Origin of the sequence: Agarilytica rhodophyticola (assembly GCF_002157225.2) — a bacterium.
In the GTDB taxonomy this organism is placed as follows: Bacteria; Pseudomonadota; Gammaproteobacteria; order Pseudomonadales; family Cellvibrionaceae; genus Agarilytica; species Agarilytica rhodophyticola.
This window is the reverse complement of sequence record NZ_CP020038.1, coordinates 5113826-5135047: the sequence shown is the minus strand read 5'-3', so window position 1 is coordinate 5135047 and position 21222 is coordinate 5113826. Positions and strand designations below refer to the sequence as shown.

Genomic DNA, 21222 nt, shown 5'->3' with positions numbered 1-21222 from the left:
GGTTTTTTTATTTGAATTTAAAGCGCATTAGCTTATATGGAGGCTTGGCGTTACCAAGTCCTTGACTAAATGCAGGGTGCTGATGTAATTGATCTTGAGTGACATAAATATAATTACCACTCACTGCAAGACTATCAGGCCATGATAGTTGTTTATCTTGAATCAGTATTTGGTAATTATTTTTTGTGGTTAAGCCAATAGCATTATTCTCTAAATCTGTTACTGCCAAACCTAAGCCAGGAACATAGTGCATGCCATCGCTGGGTTTTTTCGGGCCAAAGAATTCAATTTTAGTTTTTATTGCCTTATCAGACTTATCAAAATCTGCCAATAATTCAGCGGGTACTTGATGGACTTTTTCACCGTTCATGGTAGCGAAGTAAACCCATTTGTAACTGTCATCAATGGCAATAGGATTGAGCCCGAAACGAAGAGGATTGGTACTGCCATCCTTCTTTTTTGATGCCAACCGTGTTGCTTCGATAATCATATCTCGGTCTGGGGCAATGAACTTTTCAAATCCTTCTAGGATGCGTTTTGTTTTTCCTGAAGCGATATCTACTGCGATAATAGCTGGTTTGGAAGCGCCAGAGAAATTGCCGAATGACATGTCAGCGATGTATATTTTTCCTCGTTTTTCATCAATTACAAAGTCTTGTGGAAAGGAATTATCAACTAAAGACGACTGGGGGATTGTAATGTTTTTGAGCAGAGAATTGCTCTGAGTATCCCAGGCGATGAGTTTTGCCTGATGACTGCTATCTCCCATATCCAGCATCCAGACAACACCCTGTTTATCAGAATGGACGCCGATGACTGCCGTTAAACCCACTTTGCCTTGAGGGCCATCAGCCCAGTCTGCATTGGGGAAAGGTTGCTTTGTACCATTAGCCATTACCTCAACTAATCTATATTTCGGATTATCAAGAGGGTGCATGCTAATAATGATTCTGCCTTTTGGCGTCACCGTTACACCCGCGCCACGGTAGTCAGTAAACTCAGTTACAGTTTGTAATTGGCCAGTACTAGTGGGTTGTGAGAGGGCAAGTTGGCTCAGTAATAGTGCTACTGAGGCGAATATGAATGTTTTCATGGTAGGTTTCCCGGAATTTATTTTGACGCATTAATTTGAAGCTGAACAACATCTCCGCTGATTTAAGCAGTGTTATTGAGCAAATTGGCTATGAGCGTTCGTTATCGCCAGGCCATTAATATATGCTTTTATTACTTGCTGAAAAATAGGATAATAGAAGAATGTTTATCAATTTTACCTTGATAATATGCTTATTGACGATTTAAAAGTTGTATTACAAGTAGCCGAATTTAAGAGTATCAAGCAAGCTGCCGAAAGCCTTGATATGAGTGTTGCGGTTGCGAGCGCTGCGGTTAAGCGAGTAGAAAAAGCCTATGGTGTCGAATTGTTTGTGAGGTCAACACGAAAATTACGCCTATCTTCTTTTGGTGAAAAATATATTCCTCAGATTGAAAATGCCTTGGTTATACTCAATCAAGTCGGTCAAAGTGCCAAAAATGAGCAGAATATTATCGACGGCGATTTGAGACTGGCTGTACCTTCTGATCTAGGAAGAAATATTCTATTACCATGGATTGATCTATTTGCTAGTAAGCATCCTCAATTGAACATCAGGTTACATATTACTGACAGTACCATCGATTTTTATCGAGATCCGGTGGATATGGCATTACGTTATGGTGCTCCGGGAGACTCTAGTATGTATGGCTTTAAAATTTGTGATGTGCCAAGAATATTATGCGCTTCGCCTTACTACGTTGAAACCTATGGTATGCCTGTGCATTTGAAGGATTTAGATTCCCATAATAGTCTGTTGTATCAGCTACATGATACCGTTCATGATATATGGGAGTTTTCATGCAGAGGCATTACATCTAAAGTAAAAATGCGCAGCAATAGAACTGCAAACGATGCGGATATCGTAAGGCGTTGGTGTGTTGCGGGTTACGGCATTGCTATGAAATCTGCTTTAGATATGTCAGATGATTTGTTATCTGGAAATCTTGTTAAACTGATGCCAGAGTATACGCCAAAACCTACTGAATTATGGCTAATCTGTCCAAGCAAGCAACTTATTACACCTATGGTTAGGCTTTTGCGTGAATCCATCACTGATAAATGTTTGACTATTATTAATAGCCTCAAAAAGTCGGGCTACTTGTAATTAATTACATCAATAAAAGGATGTATTTTAGCATTAGCTCGGCAACCTTCTAGATAAATAATATGAATTGGTAAGGGAGCTTCTTCATATTCTTCCGGTAATTATTTTAATAACTCTTTTTCTATTTCTTTATGTATTTGGTAAGACAATCATATTGGTAATGCCATATTTCCAAATAGTGTTTTACATCATGATTAAAAGCAGGAATAAGTATGTAAAATGCTAAAGAGACCTTACATATCTCAATAAATATTTGAGTGCATTTTAAATTTCGATAGAACTATCTACTAAAATTTTCTTGCTACTTTTCTCTTGTAAATGTTTACATGTTTAGTGACTACCTCTCTTTTTATGTCTAACAAATAAAATGTCTAATATTTGTTATGTGCGTTTTTATATTATTTTCAAAAAAAATGTGATTTATTTAAGCTAAATCTAATTTTATGCTTGATGAGTTTTTATAAGGGTTTCTATCTTTTTGGCGCTGATGTCGGCTTAAATTGTCCGTGTCTATTTTTTTATTAGGATTTAGATATAAGTTTAATTGTTTTTTCGTATTTATAATATTTAATAGTGGAGTGCCATTTTTTTCTTGATGCGAAAATAGTAAAAAAGTAAAGGAAATATTTTTTTGAATTACTACGTAAGTCTATTAAATATAATGTTTTCTCCTGTTAGAATTTTTCTGTATTCTTAATTTATTTTTTGAATTTTTGATTTAACTTTTATGATAAAAATACGCGTTCTGGTTTAGATTAAATAGTCTGTTATTTTTTCTTCTATTTATCTTGTTAAATATTTTTTTGTGTAATTCTATATTTATGATTTAGTGAAGTGTAAATATATTAATTTGATCGATTTCTAGGATGGGCTTGTTAGAAAAAAGTCAAAGTGCAATTAAATAGTTATTAATACGCTGATTTTAAATTGAGCTATATTGCCAGAAAATAAATATAATATATGTATTAATTGAGGGCTGTGTGTCATGAATTCTCCTCCGAAAGTCGTTGTGTTTTTAATTTTCTTATTTACTCTTTTAGCTACGTCGATACCAGTACTAGCTCAGCAAGAATTTTACGACCGTATCAAAAAAGAGCGTATCCCATCTTCAGATAATGTGACCTGGACACGTCAAGGCCCTGGTAATTCTGGCATGTCTGAAATGGTTCACTACCATCCTTTATTTCCCGATACCGTGTTTTTTAATCCTGATATGGGCGGTAATTATCAATCGGATAATAACGGTACTATGTGGTATAGCGTCCGCGATTACGATAGCGCAGGTGGCTTTGGTCGACTGGTAGATATGCGTTACTCCCATGCCAATCCAAATTTTGCTGTGGCCTTGGAAAAATCACACCTCTTTATAAGTTCGGATCGTGGTAAAAGTTGGTCGATGGTGAAGAACTGTCCTTGGTATACGGGGCCGTCTGCGACTGGAACCGATACCACAAGCTGGATTGCTAAGGTTTCCTCCTTGGAAATAGATCCATCTGACGCTGACACTTGGTATGTTGGTGCAGGCAGAACGGCCAGAGGCAAAGCGTGGAATTCTTTTGTTGGGAATGGTAATGCTACCTATAATAATCCACGTGGTAAAAATGCTGATGTTGCCGGTAAGATTTGGAAAACAACAAATGGTGGTCGAAGCTGGACTGAACTGACTAACGGCTTGGATGCAAAAGCACAGTTTAGTCGTATTGCAGTCAATCCAAATAATTCCCAAGAAGTATTTGCTGCTTCTAACTACGGTTTGTATCGGTCTTCAAATGGTGGGCGAAGTTGGACTAATATTGGCCGAGGGAAGTTACCTAATAACACAATTATCGATCTCGATTATTATCACAACGGTAGCACCTTCGTGCTTTATGTTATCGACCAAGTACGTCATAAACCTAATGGTAAGAGTGTGAGCAGTACTGGTGGTGTATTTAAATCAGTAAACAGAGGAAATTCGTGGGAAAATATCTCGGGTAATCTTAACATCGACCTGACTCGATTGGATTCGGGCTTTAATGGCTGGGGCGGTGTCAAAACCACTTATTATAATTACATTGCCAAGTGGTTCGGTATTTCTGTCGCTGATGCGCGCAATCGTTATTCGACATTACCTACATCAATCTTGCAACCACTACAGATGGTTCGGGCCGATCCAAGCCAGGCTGATCGTATTTACGTTAGCCTTTATGATCCCCAAGGAGGAGAAATATCTTTTGGTCCAGGTCCATTATGGAAGACTTCTAATGGTGGACGGTCGTGGATTATGTCAACTCGAGGCCATGGCCCTGCTTTTGAAAACGATGGAGATTACTGGCGATCCCGTGGTACCCCAACCAATGAAAATATGGTGTTTGGCCATGAGCCTTTTAATCAGCAGTGGGGCAGTAACTATCCAATGCGTACCATGCGTTACTTCGATATTAACAGCCGTGGTGACATTATGATGATCAGTGGGCACAACACTATGCTGAGTACTGATCATGGTAATACTTGGAATCAAGTTGACGAAGACTACACTAAAGCGGGCAATTTAATGGGCCGTAGAAATAGTGACTTACCGGGTGAGGGTATTTTCCAAGACCACCGTTTTGCACCAGGTGAGCTTTATCTCGCGAGTGGTGAACACCGGCTTTGGCGAACCACCCCTGACGGTGAAGGACAAGGGGAAGAAGAACGAGTTGCCATGAAACTTTTAGAGAAATCAATGGAAACAGTATCGTCCGTTGCTATTGATCCAGACGACCTTGATACATTTTTTACCACATCTCAGCGTCAGCATGGCAAGGACAAAATTTGGAAAACAACCGACGGGGGTGAAACCTTTATCGATCATGGAAAAGTGACCGACGCAGAGTTTTTCATGCGTACTCGCTCGTTAAAAATAGATCCAACTAATAAGCAACTCATGTATTTCGGTGTGTCAGAGCGAACGAATAAGGATGTGCGCAAACAAGGTGGTTTCTATTTTTCTAATGATGGTGGACGCACTTTTACACAGCGCAATAAAGGCTTACCGGCGAATGTCTACATTCACGATATCGAATGGGATCCACGTGATCCCACTTACAAATCTATGTTCGTTGCGGCTCAGGCCAGAAGTTTTGGTTTAGGCTCAATCTTTCCGTCGCGTCAAGGTAGGCCATCAATTGAAGGTGGTTTGTATCATACCAATAATCGTGGGCAGACCTGGCGCCGCATAAAGATAAACAGTGAAGTTCACGGTATAAATGATATTAAGATAGACCAGACCGGTCGAATTTATGTGACCGCAGGCTATCGTCGATGGGATTACATTAAAGGTGGTTTGTGGCATAGCGATAACTGGGGAAATAACTGGCAGAAAACATTCTCCAGTGATATCACCGAATATGTAGATGTTTCGCCTTTTAATCCTGATCTACTGGTGGTATCGGTTGGTAGAATTCATAAAAATCCAGGTATCTATTTCAGTGATGACCGAGGTAAAACATGGACAAAAAACAATAAACGTCTCGCTATCCAGGGCGCGATTCAAGCCGTTGAATTTAGTATTCATGATCCTGAAGTATTGTGGTTGGCTGAACTGGGAGCGGGCTTTAGCAAAGGTACCTATCATAATCAAACTTCCTGTAAATATGATTTTGGTACCGCTGATTCTCCAGTGCAAGAAGGTTGGCAGGGGATAAACCCTGAGACGCAAATGACTAATTTGCGTTGGGGGAAACGTCCCGATAGTGTTGATCGTGACTACGGCAAATACGAAAATAATCTAATGAGTGATTTCGTATATAGTAGCAGCCCCGCGACACTTCACCATAAGTTAGAAAATGGTCGTTGGTATGTCACTCTCAAATTTGGTGATGCTGGCTGGGCTCATGATGGTATTGTTGTTAAAGCAGAAGGTGCGGTAGCTGCTCGTAACATTAATGTAGCCAAGGGAAGAGTTGCGGTTGCGAACTTTGCCGTTGACGTTAGAGATGGTGAACTCGATCTAGAATTTTCTGATGCTGGTGGTGACGATAGAAATTGGGTTGTTAATAGCATGGTGCTTACTAAGAATGGGGCCAGTACCCAAAAGTTTGCTAATGGTCTATGTGTTAATACCGGTTCATCTCAGCCGACGCCGAGAGTTCCAGGTAAAGTTGAGGCGGAAGACTATGTGAGGTTCTTTGACAGTTCTGCAGGCAACTACGGAAAATCCTATAGAAGCGATGATGTTGATATTCAACCAACCCTTGATGTCGGTGGGGGCTATAGTGTGGGATGGACGGCTAATGGCGAGTGGTTGGAGTACGATATTAATGTTACTGAAACTAGCAATTACCGTTTTGATGCTCGTGTCGCTTCGAGCCCTGGTGGTGGCTCTATAGGTCTCGTTGTCGATGGCAGAACCGTCGTAAATAATATAGCTGTTAATGCTACTGGCGGTTGGCAAAAATGGCAGACTATCTCTGCCGAAATAGGACGATTGTCTAGAGGTATACACACTATCCGCGTCGCTATGCCTAAGGGAAATTTCAATATTAATTGGTTGGAATTTAGTAAGATCCTTACACCCATACCAACAAGTGCTCCCATTGTTGATCAATGTGATACCACGGCTCAATGTAAAGTTAAATTCGGTAATCGCGCCACCGATTGCCTTAATAGTTACAGCAACCGCAGTATATGTATGTGTGGTGCAAGTGCTTGCCAGTAGGTATGAAATGCATTCTTTGTCATTATTGAGAAGTTAAATAATGACAAGGTAAATATTTAACTCGGCAATGCATGTTTATTAACATTGCCGAGTATTTTCACAAGATGAGAAAAAGGAGTATGTTTATCATGTATCTATTTACTAGAAGTAAAAGAGGTATCTTTCAAACGTTTTGTTGTTAAATCAATAAAAGAGCGTATCTTGGCATTGGCTCTGCGACCTTCTAAATGAATAATATGAATGGGTAAGGGGGCTTCTTCATAATCTTCCAGTACCAATTCTAATGATCCTCTTTCTATTTCTTCACTCACTTGGTAAGACATCATATGGGTAATGCCATAGCCTTCTTTTGCTGCCTTTATTGATGCTCCCACTTGGTTACAGACTAATTTAGGGCTTAATTTAACGGATTCTTTTTTTCCATTTTTTTCAAACGTCCAGATCATTGCAGGCCTGTAAGCAGAGTTGAATATAATATTATGTTGGTTTAAGTCTGATGGCTTTTGAGGTTTGCCATATTTCTTAAAGTAGTTAGGGGAACCACAAATCACTCGTCTTACTGTACCTACAGATGTGGCATATAGGTTTGAGTCTTTTAGGTGACCGATCCTGATAGCGATATCCAATTCTTCTTCCACCAAGCTAGTAATTCGGTCTAGAAACACGGCTTTAACGGATACCAAGGGATTGTTTTCCAGATACTCCGTAATAATTGGCATAATATGCCTTTCGCCAAAGGATACCGGCGCTGTAATAGTGAGTGTGCCTTTAGGCTCTTTATATATTCCGGTCGCAGAAGCTTCGGCTTCTTCCATAAGTTCTAGAATACGCTTTACGTCGTGTAAAAACCTTTTCCCAGGCTCTGTTAAGCGAACGTGGCGCGTAGTTCGATTAAATAGCTTGACGCCTAAATCTTCCTCCAGGCTTGCAATAAAGCGCGTTACTGAGGGCGCGGATAGATTCATATATTCACTGGCAGCGACAAAGCTTTTATGTTTCGCCACCTCTACAAATACTTGCATCTTCTCGAGCTTATCCATTGGTACACAATACCGTCTGTTTCTTAAGGGTTACTGGATTATTTCATATATTGTAATAATAAATTTCATATAAGGCTAATTATTTTATATTTAGATAGGAGTAGAGTACCACCATAACCTCAACAGTGGAGAAACCTCATGTTATTTTCAAGACTCCGGCAGATAAGCATCGCCGTACTATTTTTATTATTTCCCTTCTCTCTCAATAGTTTTGCTGACAGCGATTTTGAGCGTGTCCGCTATGGCACAGAGAAAGTGGATGGCCTTGATATTTTTTACCGTGAAGCGGGCAATCCGCGATCGAAGAAGCCTGCTTTAGTTTTATTACATGGCTTTCCTTCTTCATCTCACCAGTATCGTGAGGTATTGGCTGCACTAGGAGATGAGTTTTACTTGATCGCGCCAGATTATCCAGGATATGGTGATAGTTCGTTCCCTAGTAAAAAAGAGTTTACCTATACCTTTGATAATATTGCCAACGTCATGGATAAGTTTTTAATCCAAAAAGGTATTGATCGCTATGTACTAATGATTCAAGACTTTGGTGCACCCGTTGGCTTTAGAGTTGCCACCAAGCGTCCCGAAAAAGTCGCAGGCTTTGTAGTAATGAATGGCAACGCTTATGAAGAAGGTATTAATAAAGCCGGCTGGGGTAAAGTGATTGATTACTGGAAAAAAAGAACACCAGAGTTAGAAGAGCATATTATTAAAAATGTTTTCTCTTTAGAAGGATTTAGATGGCAATATACCCACGGTACACGTAACCCTGATGCCATACTACCTGATAATTGGAATTTGGATTACATGAAAATGTCCCGCCCAGGCCAACATGAAGTACAGCTTGACATGTTCTTTGATTATCAAAATAACTTAAAGAAATACCCTGAGTGGCAACAATATTTACGCGATAATCAACCTCCTATGCTATTGGTATGGGGCAAAAATGATGCTTTTTTCCCAGTGCCAGGAGCGGAAGGATATAAACGTGATGTGAAAGATATTGACTACAATATTCTTGATACCGGACACTTCGCACTGGAAGAAGAAGCTCCATTTATCATCAAAAAAATGCGCGAGTTTATGCATAAAAAGTTTAAGTAAGAAAATAGAAATACATAGTTCTAATAGGTAAGTAAGGGGTAATAACTAATACCCCTTTTTTTCGTAATAACCTAATATAAATAAGCGTTTGATTTATCGCTCATATAAAACACTGGGTGTTAAATTGAGATACGATATCGGTAAGTAATATTAATTTAATGCTGTATGCAAATTGGGGTAACGCTTAATAAAGAACCAGGTTAAAGAAGATTTATTATCTTACTTGTTGTCGTAAAAATCTTTGAGAAATTCACGATGAATACGGTGTAATCGTTCAAAGTAGAGATAGTTCAATGTTTGTGATAATTCGATAGTACCGTCGCTATCCCTATCAAAAGAAATCGTGATATCACCATCAAAGTTTAAAGCTTCTACATGCAATGTAAAAATATTATTAACGCCATTACTAATGGTTACTTCCCAATTTCCTTGCGCGGCAAAATTAGACCGAGCAATTTCCTTTGTGCTAAAAGGCGTATTTGATTTGGTGATAATATCAAATCGGTCAGCTTCAATCTCATCCCTATGGATAGTCCATGAATAAGTTTCATTTGGTCGCTCACTACCGTTTTCTTCTGTAATTTCTTCAACTGCGAAGATCGGATAGTTGATACCATTATTACCTTTTGTAAAAGCCAATACTGGCGTATAGGTTGCAGGAATGGCCAGTGAGCTGTTAATCAGGTTGCTAAAAGGATGAGCGGCATCAATCGTTTGGTTTTCATAGAGAGTATCGATATTGATCGCAGAATATTTTAAATCCCCATTGTTTTGCGATGATCGAAGTATATCTGCTGTTATCTTTTCATTACGAGGCTCGGCTCCCGGTGGATCAAATGAGAATGATTCATTAATATCTCTCTCATACATAACTCTCAAACTGTAGTCTTTATTTCCATCTAAATTGCGTCTAACTTTCCCTTTACGCTCAACTATTGTCAACTGTTCAAAACCATCATTAATGATACCTTTATCGCAGTTGTTATGATCACTTCTGACAATGTCTCCCTGGTTTACCCCTTTCTGGCTATTTCCAGCCCTAGATATAGTAGTTTCGATGCTGCCATCTAAAATACAATCCTCAGTTTTGTTATTGCTTTTATTAAATAAATTATCTAAGTGAGTAGTCGCCAGTGTTCTAGCTTCCAATGGGGCTCTAGATCCCGATTTCACTAGACGCAAAATATCTGAAGCAATAATTGAGAAACCACGAGGGTCGGGATTTGTTTGTGCATTAGATATACTGCTCAAACTTAAAATTAAAGCGCTAGCAATTGAATAAGATAAAACCTTTTTTTTCATATATTTACTCTGAATATTAATTATTAAATTTTTAGTAGTATTGTTTTCATTATCAGAATCTGATGTTGAGTGCGCACGCGCATAGTAGTAGCTTAAACACCTTTGAGTATGGCATTTCGACGACAGTTTTAATGTTTTGTCGACTAACTCTTAAAAATAATAAAGTTAACTTTTATTTACACTATGTGCCTTAGTTGTCTATGAAGGTTTTTAATAGAAAGTTAAATTCAAGGCCGTAAATAGTGGTGTGTAATAGAGTCATTAATATTTCAGGTTGTTTTTTGTTAAAATAAATAGTCTTTAAAATTTTTAAATTAATGTGAATGTATGTTGTTTTTTTTAGGGTGGAAAGAGAGAAGGGTTGGACTAAAATAGTCGAAGAAATTAGTAACTCTTAAAAATATCCTTTAACGCTAAACTTAATGCTCTAATTTTTTGATAGCTTGTTTTAGGCGTTCCATATCCTATAGATACATTTTATTACTTATCGAGTTGCAAGCTATTAATTTACTAGTTTTTTGTGTCTATTCTTTTGTTCTAGACAAACCTAAACTCTATATTAATTTATGGCTCAGAAAGTTTATTGTTTTAATTATTCTAAAATCTCATCTTATACAGGTACGTGTACTGCTGTTTGTCACAGGAGCAATTAAACTAGTGTTAACAGGCCCTGGCTTGTTCTCTTTAATTTTGAAGCGCCGATGCACTAGTGAGTTTCAGGAACAATCCAAGGAGTGGGGCTTATTTTTTCGCAAAGCGGCACTCAACTTTTGACTCTATATCCTAAAATCGTTATTTGTATAAATTATCCTAAAATATTTTTATTTTATTGTTTTTCAGTTATTTTTATCCTAAAAAATAGATTTTATAGGCTAAATTTTTACATTTTTCAAGCCTTATATCTGTATTAGCAATACCGTTTGTGGCATGAATAATTAATTTTACTTTTTATTTTGGTTGCTTTAAGCAACCAATTTTTTTATAGTACAGGCACAATATAAACACCGACATTTGGAGAATATGATGCCACCAATCACTTATACTCATGAAAATGGAGTTGCAACAATTACCCTTAATAACCCACCTCAAAACCGCATGTCTGCAGCAGTTGCAGAAGGGTTAACAGCTGCAATACAGGATCTAGCCGAAAGAACAGACACGCGAGTGTTACTTTTAAAAGCTGAAGGCCCGGATTTTAGTTACGGCGCCGATATACAGTCTTGGGCTGGTCAGCCTGCCAAAGATTTTAGTGAAAGTATTGCTGGCGGTGTGATGATGACCAAAGTCTTTCAGGACTTTCCTTTCCCAATTATCGTTGCGGTGCAAGGTTATTGTGGCGGCGGTGGTTTTGAAATGGCCCTAAGAGGTGACATTATCATCGCCGCAGATAATGCTGAGTTTTGTCATTCAGAAGCCAGTATAGCGGTCTTCACATTCCTCGGAGGTGTGCAACGTGTTGCTGATAGGGTAGGCCGTACCAAGGCTATGCAGTGGGCTTTAACCTCAGAGCGTGTCAATGCACAGACTGCTCTGGACACAGGCCTTGTCAACGAAGTTGTCCCTGTTGCAGATCTTCACACGCGAGCTCAAGAGTGGGTCGACCGTCTAAAAGATAGTGCAACTCTTTCTCATGCCGCTCATAAGAAACTCCTGCGTGCATGGTCTGATGGCGGTGTAGAGGCAGCAGATGCTTTGATGGCAGAAATGGCTGGTGACATTCTTGTCTCGGAAGATGCACAAGCTTGTCTGCCGGAAGCAATTAAAGCCGTTGAAGATGGGCGTGCACGTCCGCAATTCATTTTTAAAGGCAAATAAATTTAAGCAGGCTGTAGCAACTAATTGTTAGACCATCAAAATTAAGAATATGAGCGCAGCGACTCGTGCGCTTTCGGGCGACTTACCGAATATTTGCCGAATTTTGCCAAATATAGTTCAAGTTGACTCGAGTTATTAAGGATTTTTACCATGACATTCGTACTCAGATATATATCTTTGGGCTATATTGGCTTAACGGCTCTTTTTCTCGCATATTTAGGAACTGTGTGGGCGTTCTTTCCTGCCGACCACATGGAGCGAGTTGGCGTTACTGTGACAACACTTAATGGCATTAACACGCTCAAGTCTATTATGGCTACTGGACTGCTTGGGATAACTGGATGTTGTGTTATGTTTCTATTTAACCAGCAAAATTGGTTCAGGCCTTTATTACTGTTGACTAGTATTCTGCTGGTTGTTCGCGTCACAGGCTTGGCCGTTGATGGCTACCATAGCCGTATGGCGATCTACGCTATTCTGGAAATCTTGATTCTGGTGGCCACTGTCACAGCTGTAAAACTAGATCCAACTCGTAATGGAAACTAACTCTTTAATTCTCAAGTTTTTGTGTGAGTAAAGTTATAATCAATAGGAAAAAAGTGTGACTGAAAATTCGCAAGATTTCTACCAGAACGCGTTGGCATAATTATTAGCGACATTATTAGTGTTGATTAGCTTCTTATCAAGACATATAGATTTAATCCTGCGTATAATCACGTTAATAATATTTAAATGTGTGTTGGATAACTGCTAAAAACAAAAGGAAATAGCGTTGAGAAAAGTTGTAATATTTGGTAATTCAGGCTCTGGTAAGTCCACTCTTGCTAAGGCTTTGTGTCAAGATGAGGAGCTGTCTCATTTAGATTTGGATACGGTCGCTTGGTTGCCAAGTGATCCTCCTCAGAGAAAACCTATAAGTGATGCCAAGCTAGAAGTGGATGATTTTATTAATGCCAGTGATACTTGGGTGGTTGAAGGGTGTTATTCTGATTTACTAGCGCTAGTTCTCACTCAAGCAAGTGAAATAATATTTATGAATTTATCGGTCGAGGACTGTATTGCTAATGCCAAAAAACGACCTTGGGAACCACACAAATATGTCTCTAAAGCCGAGCAGGATGCAAATTTAGAGATGCTTATTGATTGGATTAGTCAATATCCCACAAGGGAGGATGTGTTTTCCAGGTCATCTCATGAAGCTTTGTTTAATAGTTATCATGGTAAGAAAACTATGTATACGTCAAATAAGAATATGTAACAAACTTCTGGTTGTTACCAGCACAGCTTCGGACTGTAAGCTAACGTTTTATGCTAAATAGGATAAATATGTACTCAACAATAAACGATGTGAAGCCTAATAGTGTAGTTTTGCTCGGTATGCCGTTTGATGATTATTCTTCGTATTTAAAAGGGCCTGCCAAGGCACCGGCTATTATTCGTCAGATGATGCAGTGCGATGCCAGTAATACGAGTACGGAGTTGGGGAGGGAATTAGGTGACCATCCCCTAATTGTGGATATTGGCGATATGACATGGCAGCATCCTGGACAAGCCTTTGCCGTACTAGAACATACTATCGCTGAAGTGGTTATGCGCAGTGGTAAACCTTTAACCTTTGGTGGCGATCATTCCATTACTTTTCCGATTTTAAAAGGTTTAGCTAAGCATCATCAGGATATTACTATTCTTCATTTCGACGCTCATCCAGACCTTTACGACATTCTTGATAATAATCCCCTCTCTCATGCTTGTCCGTTTGCACGTATTATGGAAAATAATTTCGCTCGCAGGCTTGTTCAAGTCGGTATTCGTACTTTAAACCAACATCAGCGCGAGCAGGCCGAGCGTTTTAATGTTGAAATTTATGAGATGAAGAATTGGTGCGGATCAGACCAAATTAAACTAGACGGCCCCGTTTATATCACTATCGATATTGATGCCTTAGATCCTGCTTTTGCTCCAGGCGTTTCCCACCATGAACCTGGGGGTCTAACTGTTAGGCAAATACTAGATGTTATTCAGTCTATTGATGTGCCGGTTATTGGTGCTGATATTGTTGAATACAATCCTACTCGTGATATTAACGATATGACTGCTGCGGTTGTTAACAAGTTATATAAAGAAGTGTGTGGCAAGATGCTGGATTGTTAAGGGATTTATGGCCTATTGATAGGCCATTTTAAAAATAGAGGGTTTTTGTGTAAAGGGAATGCTTAAATTGTTTCCTCTATCACTTTAGCAGTGGCTCACTATCTATTATTGATGGACAACTTGAATCATATTTAACACTTTTTGTTCTTTTCCCATACCACCTACAACTAATAGTTGGTCTTTATACGTTATTAATCCTCTATGATCCATACTACTGGTGTTTGCCTGACTAACAGACCATCGTTTTTTTGCTAGGTTAAAACGCCATATCTCTTTTGTTGGTAGGGATGGTTCTTTATTGTAACCGATACCATTATAATTATAAGGATTTTCAGAGCCACCATAAAACCATATATCACCTTGGTAGCCTGTAGCTGCCATACGATAGCGCCCTTTACCTGTTGGATGCTTTACTTTATGCCAATCTATTTTATACGGAGTGTTTTCTTGTATAGTACCTAAGTAGCATGCGTTTTCCATTGAAAAACTGCGTCTTTTATTTTGATGTACTTGTACACGAACACCATCGCAAAGCAGTATTTTATCTCCAACAATACCTCCTGCATGTCCAAATACGGCATTCCCGGGGAGAGGAGAAGCTTGTTGCCAACTATTGAGTTTAGTATCGTATACTTGCACTAAATTAACGTTGCCATCATTGTGCCAGCCGCTGATCAAATAAATGTATCTGTTTTGATAGACCAAAGCGATGGCATCATCTACAGCAACAGGCATAGCGCTTATTGGGTAATAACTATCTTTTGCCACATCGTAACGAAAGTTATCTGGGCTGGATATTTCACTGTGATCTTTTGCTACGGTATAACCGCCAAAAATATAGGCTTGATCTTTAACTGCGACTGCAATACTTGCCAGGCGGCCTTTTAATCTAAGGGAAGAGGGAACCGGATTCTTCGCTTGCCAAACTTTATCTCCAAGTTTTAGAGCATATACTTTATTGTGGACAGCGCTGTAATCTTTGTTTTTTCCTAAGCCCATAAAACTGAGTATATAATCCCCTGTTTGGTTGCTAACCATAGTAACGGCATTATTACTCACAGGAGCGGGTAGAAGAGGGTACTTTTCAACTGCGCACAATGTATTACAAAATAATGTGCTAAAAAGTACGACAAGACTGACTATGTATTTCATTTTAATCGCCACGACAGGATTTAAGAAATGCAATTATAGCGATTAACTTAGTTCAGGCATATATTCTCAAATACTGATGAAATATGATAATTTGCCCACTCATATACAATTAATTGCTAGCACTAGGCTCTGGGTGCGTCCATGTGCCAAAGAAATTGTACTTAGGGCGTCCTCTTACTTGGTTACCCAATAAATAAGAAACAGGGATCGCCAATAAACCCACAACCGCATGACCGTAAAAATCTCCATAGACAATATGGCCTACAAGTGCCAGTATCATATTAAAAAAATAAGCGGCATAAACCATATCTCTTAAGTCGTTAAAACGATGGCTAACAATAACAAGAATGGCGATAAACTTAAGTGCTGCTAAGGGATAAACAAGGTAAGTTGGATAACCAAAAGCTTCAAAGAAACCTGCTTGTGTGTCGTGAATTATAATATATGATCCCGTTGCCCAAGCAAGAAGAAATAAAAGGATAGCGGTTGCTCCCCAGTAGGCGAATTTTTTCAATGTGTTTACCACGATATTGACTCTCTTTATAGTGTTAAATTGCTGTGTTAAATTAATCTTGACCTTATTACGAACCGCTAAAAACAAAGGTGAAGGCCTTTGCTTTAGTGTTAACGCTAGGCCTTCAGTGAAAGCATTTATTTTTCTTCGGGGCGTAAAAAAATGAATTCTCGTATGACTTGCCAGCGCCCATCTTCAAATATCAGATCAATACTTAAGACAAGTACCATATCCTGGCCACTTAAATTATTTTTACGAGATAACACAACATGAGCTTGGTCTCCTTCTACATCAATACGATGGAACTTTGCCCAGGTGCTCATAGGAGGATCGCCTGCATCACGCTTAGATTTAAATATGCCTTTAAATGCCTGCTTATCAGCGGTATTAACATTGTCTTCGGTATCTACCATAACGACCTGAAGTTTATCGTGATAGATACTATCAAGCGTATCGATATCATAACTGGTGGCAGTTTGAATTAAGTTATCCATTGTCTGGCGAACTTCTTGAACACGAGCTTCATTGGTTGTCATTAGTAGGTTCCTCTTACGGGGTAGTTATTTTCGGGGTTACGGATAAATTTCAAGCCCATTAACAAAGACGTCAATTCCGGGCGTACGAACGGCGCATTGGAAATATCGACGATTTGTATATTGCCTTCGGCGTTAATTACAAATAATCCTGGCTCAGCAAAGGGGCGGTCATATTCAGCTTGTGAACGAGGGTTGGAAATATACAGACCTAGAGTTTGCATCTGTTCTATGGTCAGGCCATAAGCGATGTTAAAATTAGGGTTTATTTGAGATATTTGTTCTTTCGCTCTTACTTCTGTATCCGCGGATACTGCTACTACGTCAATGCCCAAGGCATGAAACTCCGGTAACAATGTGTTGAGTTCAGATAAATAGCGGGTGCAAAGAGGGCAGTGTTTACCTCGATAGACAACCACCATTTGCCAATCGTAAGGTGCATTGGGCTTAGATAAATCCCGTGTGCCTCCTTGTAGATCATTCATGGTTATTGAAGGGAAACTTTGCCCTGCTTTGGGTTTCTGTATACTCATTATTTTGCTCTCATATTTTGTAATGATTGTTATTAAATTGTATTTGCGCGCCAATGTCAACTATTTTGTAATGTTTATAACAAAAATAAATTTATCAAAGCACTATATGAAATCGATAAAAAAATCCTATAATTAAACGAATAATTAGGTTTTGTTTAATTTTTATGAAAATTATGTAATGATTGCTATTAATCTATAAAGTTAGTAACAGAGGGTGTTCGATACCAATGGCAGCAAAAAAAGCGGGTAGGCCACGAGCTTTCGAGCGAGAAAAGGCGCTGTTAGCGGCGATGCATGTATTTTGGGCGAAAGGCTATGATGGTGCATCGATGAAGGATTTAACTCAGGCAATGGGAATCAATAGCCCAAGCCTTTATGCCGTTTTTGGAGATAAGCATAAACTCTATCTAGAAACTATTGACTGCTATGCTTCCAACGATGCATGTGCACCTTTGGTAGCTTTTGAAACCGAGCCTGATATCCATAAAGCGGTACGTGCTTTTATGAAGGCGGTGATCAGTTATAGTGTTGATAATGACAGTGGTTCAAGTGGATGTTTTCTAACATCTTGCGTTGCTGCCAGCGCTGAAGAAGTTGAAGGTACGCAAGAATTGCTACAGCGAGCAATCAAAGACACTGATGCAAGGTTGTGCCGGCGTTTTGAATTGGAGAAAGCCAGAGGTGCTTTGCCGAAGAATTTTCCTTCAATGGAGCGCGCCCGGCTGATGTTTGATTTGCGTCAAGGTTATGTTTTTAGAGCGCGTGCGGCTATGGATAGTGAACACATGCTTAAGGATGTGGAATATAGGGTAAAAATGGTAATGGAAGCACCAGAGGAAGAATTATAAATTAGCCTAGCTAAAGCAGTTAGCTATCGCGAATAAAACTAATATTGTTTATAGCGCAGTTGTGTTTAAAGTCCTCCTGTCAAATCAATAAAGCTACCCGTTGAAAATGAGGAGTGATCCGAGGCCAGCCAGTAAATCGCTTCAGCCACTTCGGTTGCTTGTCCCCCTCGTTGCATCGGTATTTTATTTTTTAATCGATCAACTCTATTCGGTTCTCCCCCTGAGGTATGCATCTCGGTATAAATCAAACCTGGGCGCACGGCGTTGACTCGAATACCTTCATCGGCTACTTCTAGAGCGAGACCCTTTGTTAAAGTATCTATCGCTCCTTTTGATGCAGCGTAGTCAATATATTCATTAGGTGATCCTGTTTTAGCAGCATTAGACGAGACATTAACGATTACGCCACCCGCCCCACCATTCTTATAGGACATTCTTCTTACGGCTTCTCGGCAGCATAAAAAAGCACTTGTGACATTGGTTTGAAAAATTGTATTGAGACGTTTAGCGTCTATATTTTCTAGACGTGTTTGGGTAGTCAATATTGCTGCATTATTAATAACGGCACTGACGCAGCCCAATTCTTGATCCACAGTCGCAAAAAGTTTTATCACCTCTTGCTCATTAGAGATATCCGCCTGCACACATATAGATTTAACACCAAATTTATCAATTGTGTTGGCCACATCTTCTGCCGCAGATTTATTCGCCACATAATTGATGCATATATCAAAACCGTTTTCGGCAAACTTTATGGCTGTCGCAGCGCCAATGCCGCGACTACCGCCAGTGATGAGCGCCACTTTTTTTGACATCGACGATACTCCATCTTTTACATTTAAAACTTACATCATCATGCCTTATTTATTGGGCGCTGTCATACAACAAATAGGTGTTAAGTCTCTGATGGTTTATGAGTGCTAACAGAGGGAACGCGAATAGGACAGTCGATAAAATATACCCATCCACCGTGATCCAAACGTTTTGTTACCTCTGTAGAAATGCCTCCTCCTAATGTGTTTCCCTCTGCATCTTCGATACTCCAAGATCCTTGAAGAATGGCAATGTCGTCGTTAATCATTTCACCCGATACAGTGCCGAGCAGTTTAACTTTTTGTGCAACATAGTCGGAAAATATTGATCGTACCGCGTCGTGGCCTTCCATTGGTGCTTGTTCCGGATCCATAGCAATTTTGCATTGAGGATGAAACATTGTGACGATACCCTCTAGATCCCCTTGTTCGATAAATTCAGCGACACGCTCAACAATTTGATGCGGGTAATGGGCGATTTTTCGTTTATTTTGCATGATATGTCTCTATACTAATGAGGTTTTGTTTTAGACGCTGGTAGGCTGCAGAAATGTTTCAGGGCTAATGTCTGGCGGTGTATTGTCCATGTCGAATAATAACTTCCAGTCACCTTCCTGATTGCGTTTATACACCAGTGCGACCCGTCCTGTGCCCCCTGTGAGTTTGGCATCACTTGGTGGTGCAATCTCATGTGGTGGCTTAAAGTAGTAAGCGCCTAATAACATGGCCAAGTTACCATCTTGAATGGCGGCTTCTTCCCGGTACAGTAGTTCACCTTGGACGTTAGCTAAGGCCTCTTGGTACCAGGGTTTTATCTGTTCTATACCGCGCATAAGTGGTGCATTAGCGTTGGCATATAAACTGTTGGGGTCGTATAGTGAGAAAAGAGAATCCATATTCTTTGCGTTAAAAGCGCGCAGCCAGCTTGCTAAATTTTCTCTGACTTTTGTTATTTCATTATCGTCTTGTATCATAATTTTACCTTGTGAATTTAAATACAACTATTCATATGAGGTTCTATTTGGGCTTTGATTGCACTTATTGGCTATCTACCCATCAGATTAGTTTTCTATATATAGCCAGTACTAACGGTTGGCGATAAAATGACGCTATATTCGAGCTATTCTAGTAGAAATACATTGACGGCATAAGGAAGCAGAATTTTGTCTTTTGGTAACATAAAAGTAACCACCTCATTGATTGAAAGCATCAATAAAGGGATCGACCAGTGGCTGGCAGATGATGAGAGTGATGCATGCCCTGTGCGTGATATATTGACCCGAGTCGGTGATAAGTGGAGTGTGCTTGTGCTAATGCGTCTAGGGCGTCAACCTGAACGTTTTCGCTCACTTATGCGTGCCATCGATGGTATTTCTCAGCGCATGCTAACATCGACTTTGCGAGGTCTAGAATATGATGGTTTGGTGCATCGGCAGGTCTTTGATACTCGGCCACCATCGGTAGAATATAGTTTGACTGATATGGGACTATCTTTAGTTGGCCATATCAGTGTGTTGGCCAATTGGGCGATTGAGCACCGCTCTCAGATAGAAGACGCGCATTGTGCTTATAACAGCAGCCAAGCTGATGATTAAATATTAAATGATGCGTATCGTCTTCATTTTAATTTAATATGCTATCTCATTAGTGTTTAAAAGCTTTATATAAGGGTGTCCAGTTGGGTTTCAGAGTCTTATTACGTGCAGCGCAAAAAGAATTTGCCGAGGCTGTCAGTGCGGTTTTTGAAGAACAAGCGATAAATGTGCTTATTCCTAGCGATTTGGATTGGAGTGATGAAGGTGCTATTGATGAGTATTTTCAAGAAAACTCACCTTGTTTTGTGGTTAATTACGGAGCAGAGCAGGCTTTTGCCGATGCTGACGAGGAGATGCGAATTCACGCAAATATCGTCAACTTGTGCAAGGTGGGTAAGATTCCTTTAATTCACTTCTCCTCATACCGAGTGTTTGGGGAAGAAGCTGTGGAAGGTGAGATTGATGAACAATCACTGCCGGCTCCTGCGGATGCCTATGGTCAGTATTTATTAGGCTTAGAAAAAGCATGCGAGAGTCTCGAACAGCATTTAATTCTGCGTGTAAGTTGGCTGCTGGCCGGTAGCGATAACAGTTTATTTGAAACCTTTATCCCCAAACTTGTTGAAAAAAATACTGTGTACGCTTCCGACCACGATTTTGGTCGACCTGTTTGTATGGACTTTATGGCTAACCTCGTTTTAGCCATGTCTCAGCAAGTCCTTTGTGGTGCCGAGAATTGGGGTATTTTTCATGTCCATGGATCTGATAAGTGTTCAGAGGCTGAGTTCTGTGATGCTATTGTACGTTTTATTAATGCAGAATTAGAGAACAATGTGGATATGCCTGAAATCGCCAGTCTCCACGATAGTAAAAGAACGCTAAAGGGAAATGCGCTATTAGTGGGTAATCGCTGTACTGATAATTTTGGGGTTCAGCTCTGGTCGTGGCGAAAAGGACTAAAATCAATGGTGAAAAATTATTTGACAGAGAAAAATTATCTGGTGGGGTAA

Annotated in this window: 20 protein-coding genes; 10 read left to right on the top strand and 10 right to left on the bottom strand. The window is 39.6% G+C overall.

Annotated features, from left to right (window positions below):
• Positions 1-7 precede the first annotated feature (7 nt).
• On the bottom strand, positions 8-1093 hold the full coding sequence (locus BVC89_RS21320) for an L-dopachrome tautomerase-related protein (protein WP_086933143.1): 1086 nt from the start codon (positions 1091-1093) through the stop codon (positions 8-10).
• 187 nt (positions 1094-1280) lie between these two features.
• Between BVC89_RS21320 and BVC89_RS21315 the strand changes: the two genes are divergently transcribed.
• Positions 1281-2198 carry a LysR family transcriptional regulator gene (locus BVC89_RS21315; RefSeq protein ID WP_086933142.1) on the top strand — a complete coding sequence of 306 codons (918 nt, stop codon included), beginning with the start codon at positions 1281-1283 and terminating at the stop codon, positions 2196-2198.
• A gap of 985 nt (positions 2199-3183) precedes the next feature.
• Positions 3184-6876, top strand: a complete 3693-nt coding sequence (locus tag BVC89_RS21310; RefSeq protein WP_086933141.1) for a carbohydrate-binding protein — start codon at positions 3184-3186, stop codon at positions 6874-6876.
• 134 nt (positions 6877-7010) lie between these two features.
• On the opposite strand, the gene BVC89_RS21305 is transcribed toward BVC89_RS21310, so the two are convergent.
• Positions 7011-7916 carry a LysR family transcriptional regulator gene (locus BVC89_RS21305; protein ID WP_086933140.1) on the bottom strand — a complete coding sequence of 302 codons (906 nt, stop codon included), beginning with the start codon at positions 7914-7916 and terminating at the stop codon, positions 7011-7013.
• 138 nt (positions 7917-8054) lie between these two features.
• Here BVC89_RS21305 and BVC89_RS21300 point away from each other — a divergent pair, with 138 nt between their 5' ends.
• On the top strand, positions 8055-9017 hold the full coding sequence (locus BVC89_RS21300; protein WP_086933139.1) for an alpha/beta fold hydrolase: 963 nt from the start codon (positions 8055-8057) through the stop codon (positions 9015-9017).
• A 219-nt stretch (positions 9018-9236) separates the two neighbouring features.
• Here BVC89_RS21300 and BVC89_RS21295 read toward each other — a convergent pair whose 3' ends face one another.
• Positions 9237-10319: a hypothetical protein gene (locus BVC89_RS21295; protein ID WP_086933138.1), complete on the bottom strand. Its 1083-nt coding sequence runs from the start codon at positions 10317-10319 to the stop codon at positions 9237-9239.
• 1020 nt (positions 10320-11339) lie between these two features.
• On the opposite strand from BVC89_RS21295, the gene BVC89_RS21285 reads away from it, so the two are divergent.
• From BVC89_RS21285 to speB, 4 genes are all read left to right on the top strand, one after another.
• Positions 11340-12134 (top strand): enoyl-CoA hydratase/isomerase family protein, encoded by a 795-nt coding sequence (locus BVC89_RS21285; protein ID WP_086933136.1) that lies wholly within the window; start codon positions 11340-11342, stop codon positions 12132-12134.
• A 150-nt stretch (positions 12135-12284) separates the two neighbouring features.
• The gene (locus BVC89_RS21280) at positions 12285-12680 is read left to right on the top strand and encodes a hypothetical protein (protein ID WP_086933135.1); all 396 of its coding nucleotides are present in this window, start codon (positions 12285-12287) and stop codon (positions 12678-12680) included.
• A gap of 226 nt (positions 12681-12906) precedes the next feature.
• Positions 12907-13392, top strand: coding sequence for a P-loop NTPase family protein (locus BVC89_RS21275; RefSeq protein WP_086933134.1), 486 nt, complete (start codon positions 12907-12909; stop codon positions 13390-13392).
• Between the two features lie 68 nt (positions 13393-13460).
• Positions 13461-14285, top strand: a complete 825-nt coding sequence (speB, locus tag BVC89_RS21270) for an agmatinase (protein WP_086933133.1) — start codon at positions 13461-13463, stop codon at positions 14283-14285.
• A 105-nt stretch (positions 14286-14390) separates the two neighbouring features.
• Here the strand turns inward: speB and BVC89_RS21265 are convergent, their stop codons facing one another.
• The 4 genes from BVC89_RS21265 to BVC89_RS21250 form a co-directional block, all read right to left on the bottom strand.
• Entirely contained in the window at positions 14391-15437 is a 1047-nt protein-coding gene (locus BVC89_RS21265) for a Kelch repeat-containing protein (RefSeq protein ID WP_216825022.1), read from the bottom strand.
• A 109-nt stretch (positions 15438-15546) separates the two neighbouring features.
• Positions 15547-15951: a hypothetical protein gene (locus tag BVC89_RS21260; RefSeq protein ID WP_158658062.1), complete on the bottom strand. Its 405-nt coding sequence runs from the start codon at positions 15949-15951 to the stop codon at positions 15547-15549.
• Positions 15952-16088: 137 nt separating this feature from the next.
• Entirely contained in the window at positions 16089-16487 is a 399-nt protein-coding gene (locus tag BVC89_RS21255) for a nuclear transport factor 2 family protein (protein ID WP_086933131.1), read from the bottom strand.
• Positions 16487-17017, bottom strand: a complete 531-nt coding sequence (locus BVC89_RS21250; RefSeq protein ID WP_086933130.1) for a peroxiredoxin-like family protein — start codon at positions 17015-17017, stop codon at positions 16487-16489. The genes BVC89_RS21255 and BVC89_RS21250 overlap by 1 nt, the downstream gene beginning before the upstream one ends.
• Before the next feature lie 227 nt (positions 17018-17244).
• Between BVC89_RS21250 and BVC89_RS21245 the strand changes: the two genes are divergently transcribed.
• Positions 17245-17865: a TetR/AcrR family transcriptional regulator gene (locus tag BVC89_RS21245; RefSeq protein WP_086933129.1), complete on the top strand. Its 621-nt coding sequence runs from the start codon at positions 17245-17247 to the stop codon at positions 17863-17865.
• A gap of 65 nt (positions 17866-17930) precedes the next feature.
• On the opposite strand, the gene BVC89_RS21240 is transcribed toward BVC89_RS21245, so the two are convergent.
• From BVC89_RS21240 to BVC89_RS21230, 3 genes are all read right to left on the bottom strand, one after another.
• Positions 17931-18680: an SDR family oxidoreductase gene (locus BVC89_RS21240; protein ID WP_086933128.1), complete on the bottom strand. Its 750-nt coding sequence runs from the start codon at positions 18678-18680 to the stop codon at positions 17931-17933.
• An 80-nt stretch (positions 18681-18760) separates the two neighbouring features.
• On the bottom strand, positions 18761-19174 hold the full coding sequence (locus BVC89_RS21235; protein WP_086933127.1) for a YybH family protein: 414 nt from the start codon (positions 19172-19174) through the stop codon (positions 18761-18763).
• Positions 19175-19204: 30 nt separating this feature from the next.
• A complete protein-coding gene (locus BVC89_RS21230) occupies positions 19205-19651 on the bottom strand; it encodes a YybH family protein (protein WP_086933126.1) in 447 nt (148 codons plus the stop codon).
• A 189-nt stretch (positions 19652-19840) separates the two neighbouring features.
• Here BVC89_RS21230 and BVC89_RS21225 point away from each other — a divergent pair, with 189 nt between their 5' ends.
• Both BVC89_RS21225 and BVC89_RS21220 read left to right on the top strand, forming a co-directional pair.
• The gene (locus BVC89_RS21225) at positions 19841-20272 is read left to right on the top strand and encodes a winged helix-turn-helix transcriptional regulator (RefSeq protein WP_281260971.1); all 432 of its coding nucleotides are present in this window, start codon (positions 19841-19843) and stop codon (positions 20270-20272) included.
• An 83-nt stretch (positions 20273-20355) separates the two neighbouring features.
• Complete coding sequence (locus tag BVC89_RS21220; RefSeq protein WP_086933125.1) at positions 20356-21222, top strand: sugar nucleotide-binding protein; 867 nt, start codon at positions 20356-20358, stop codon at positions 21220-21222.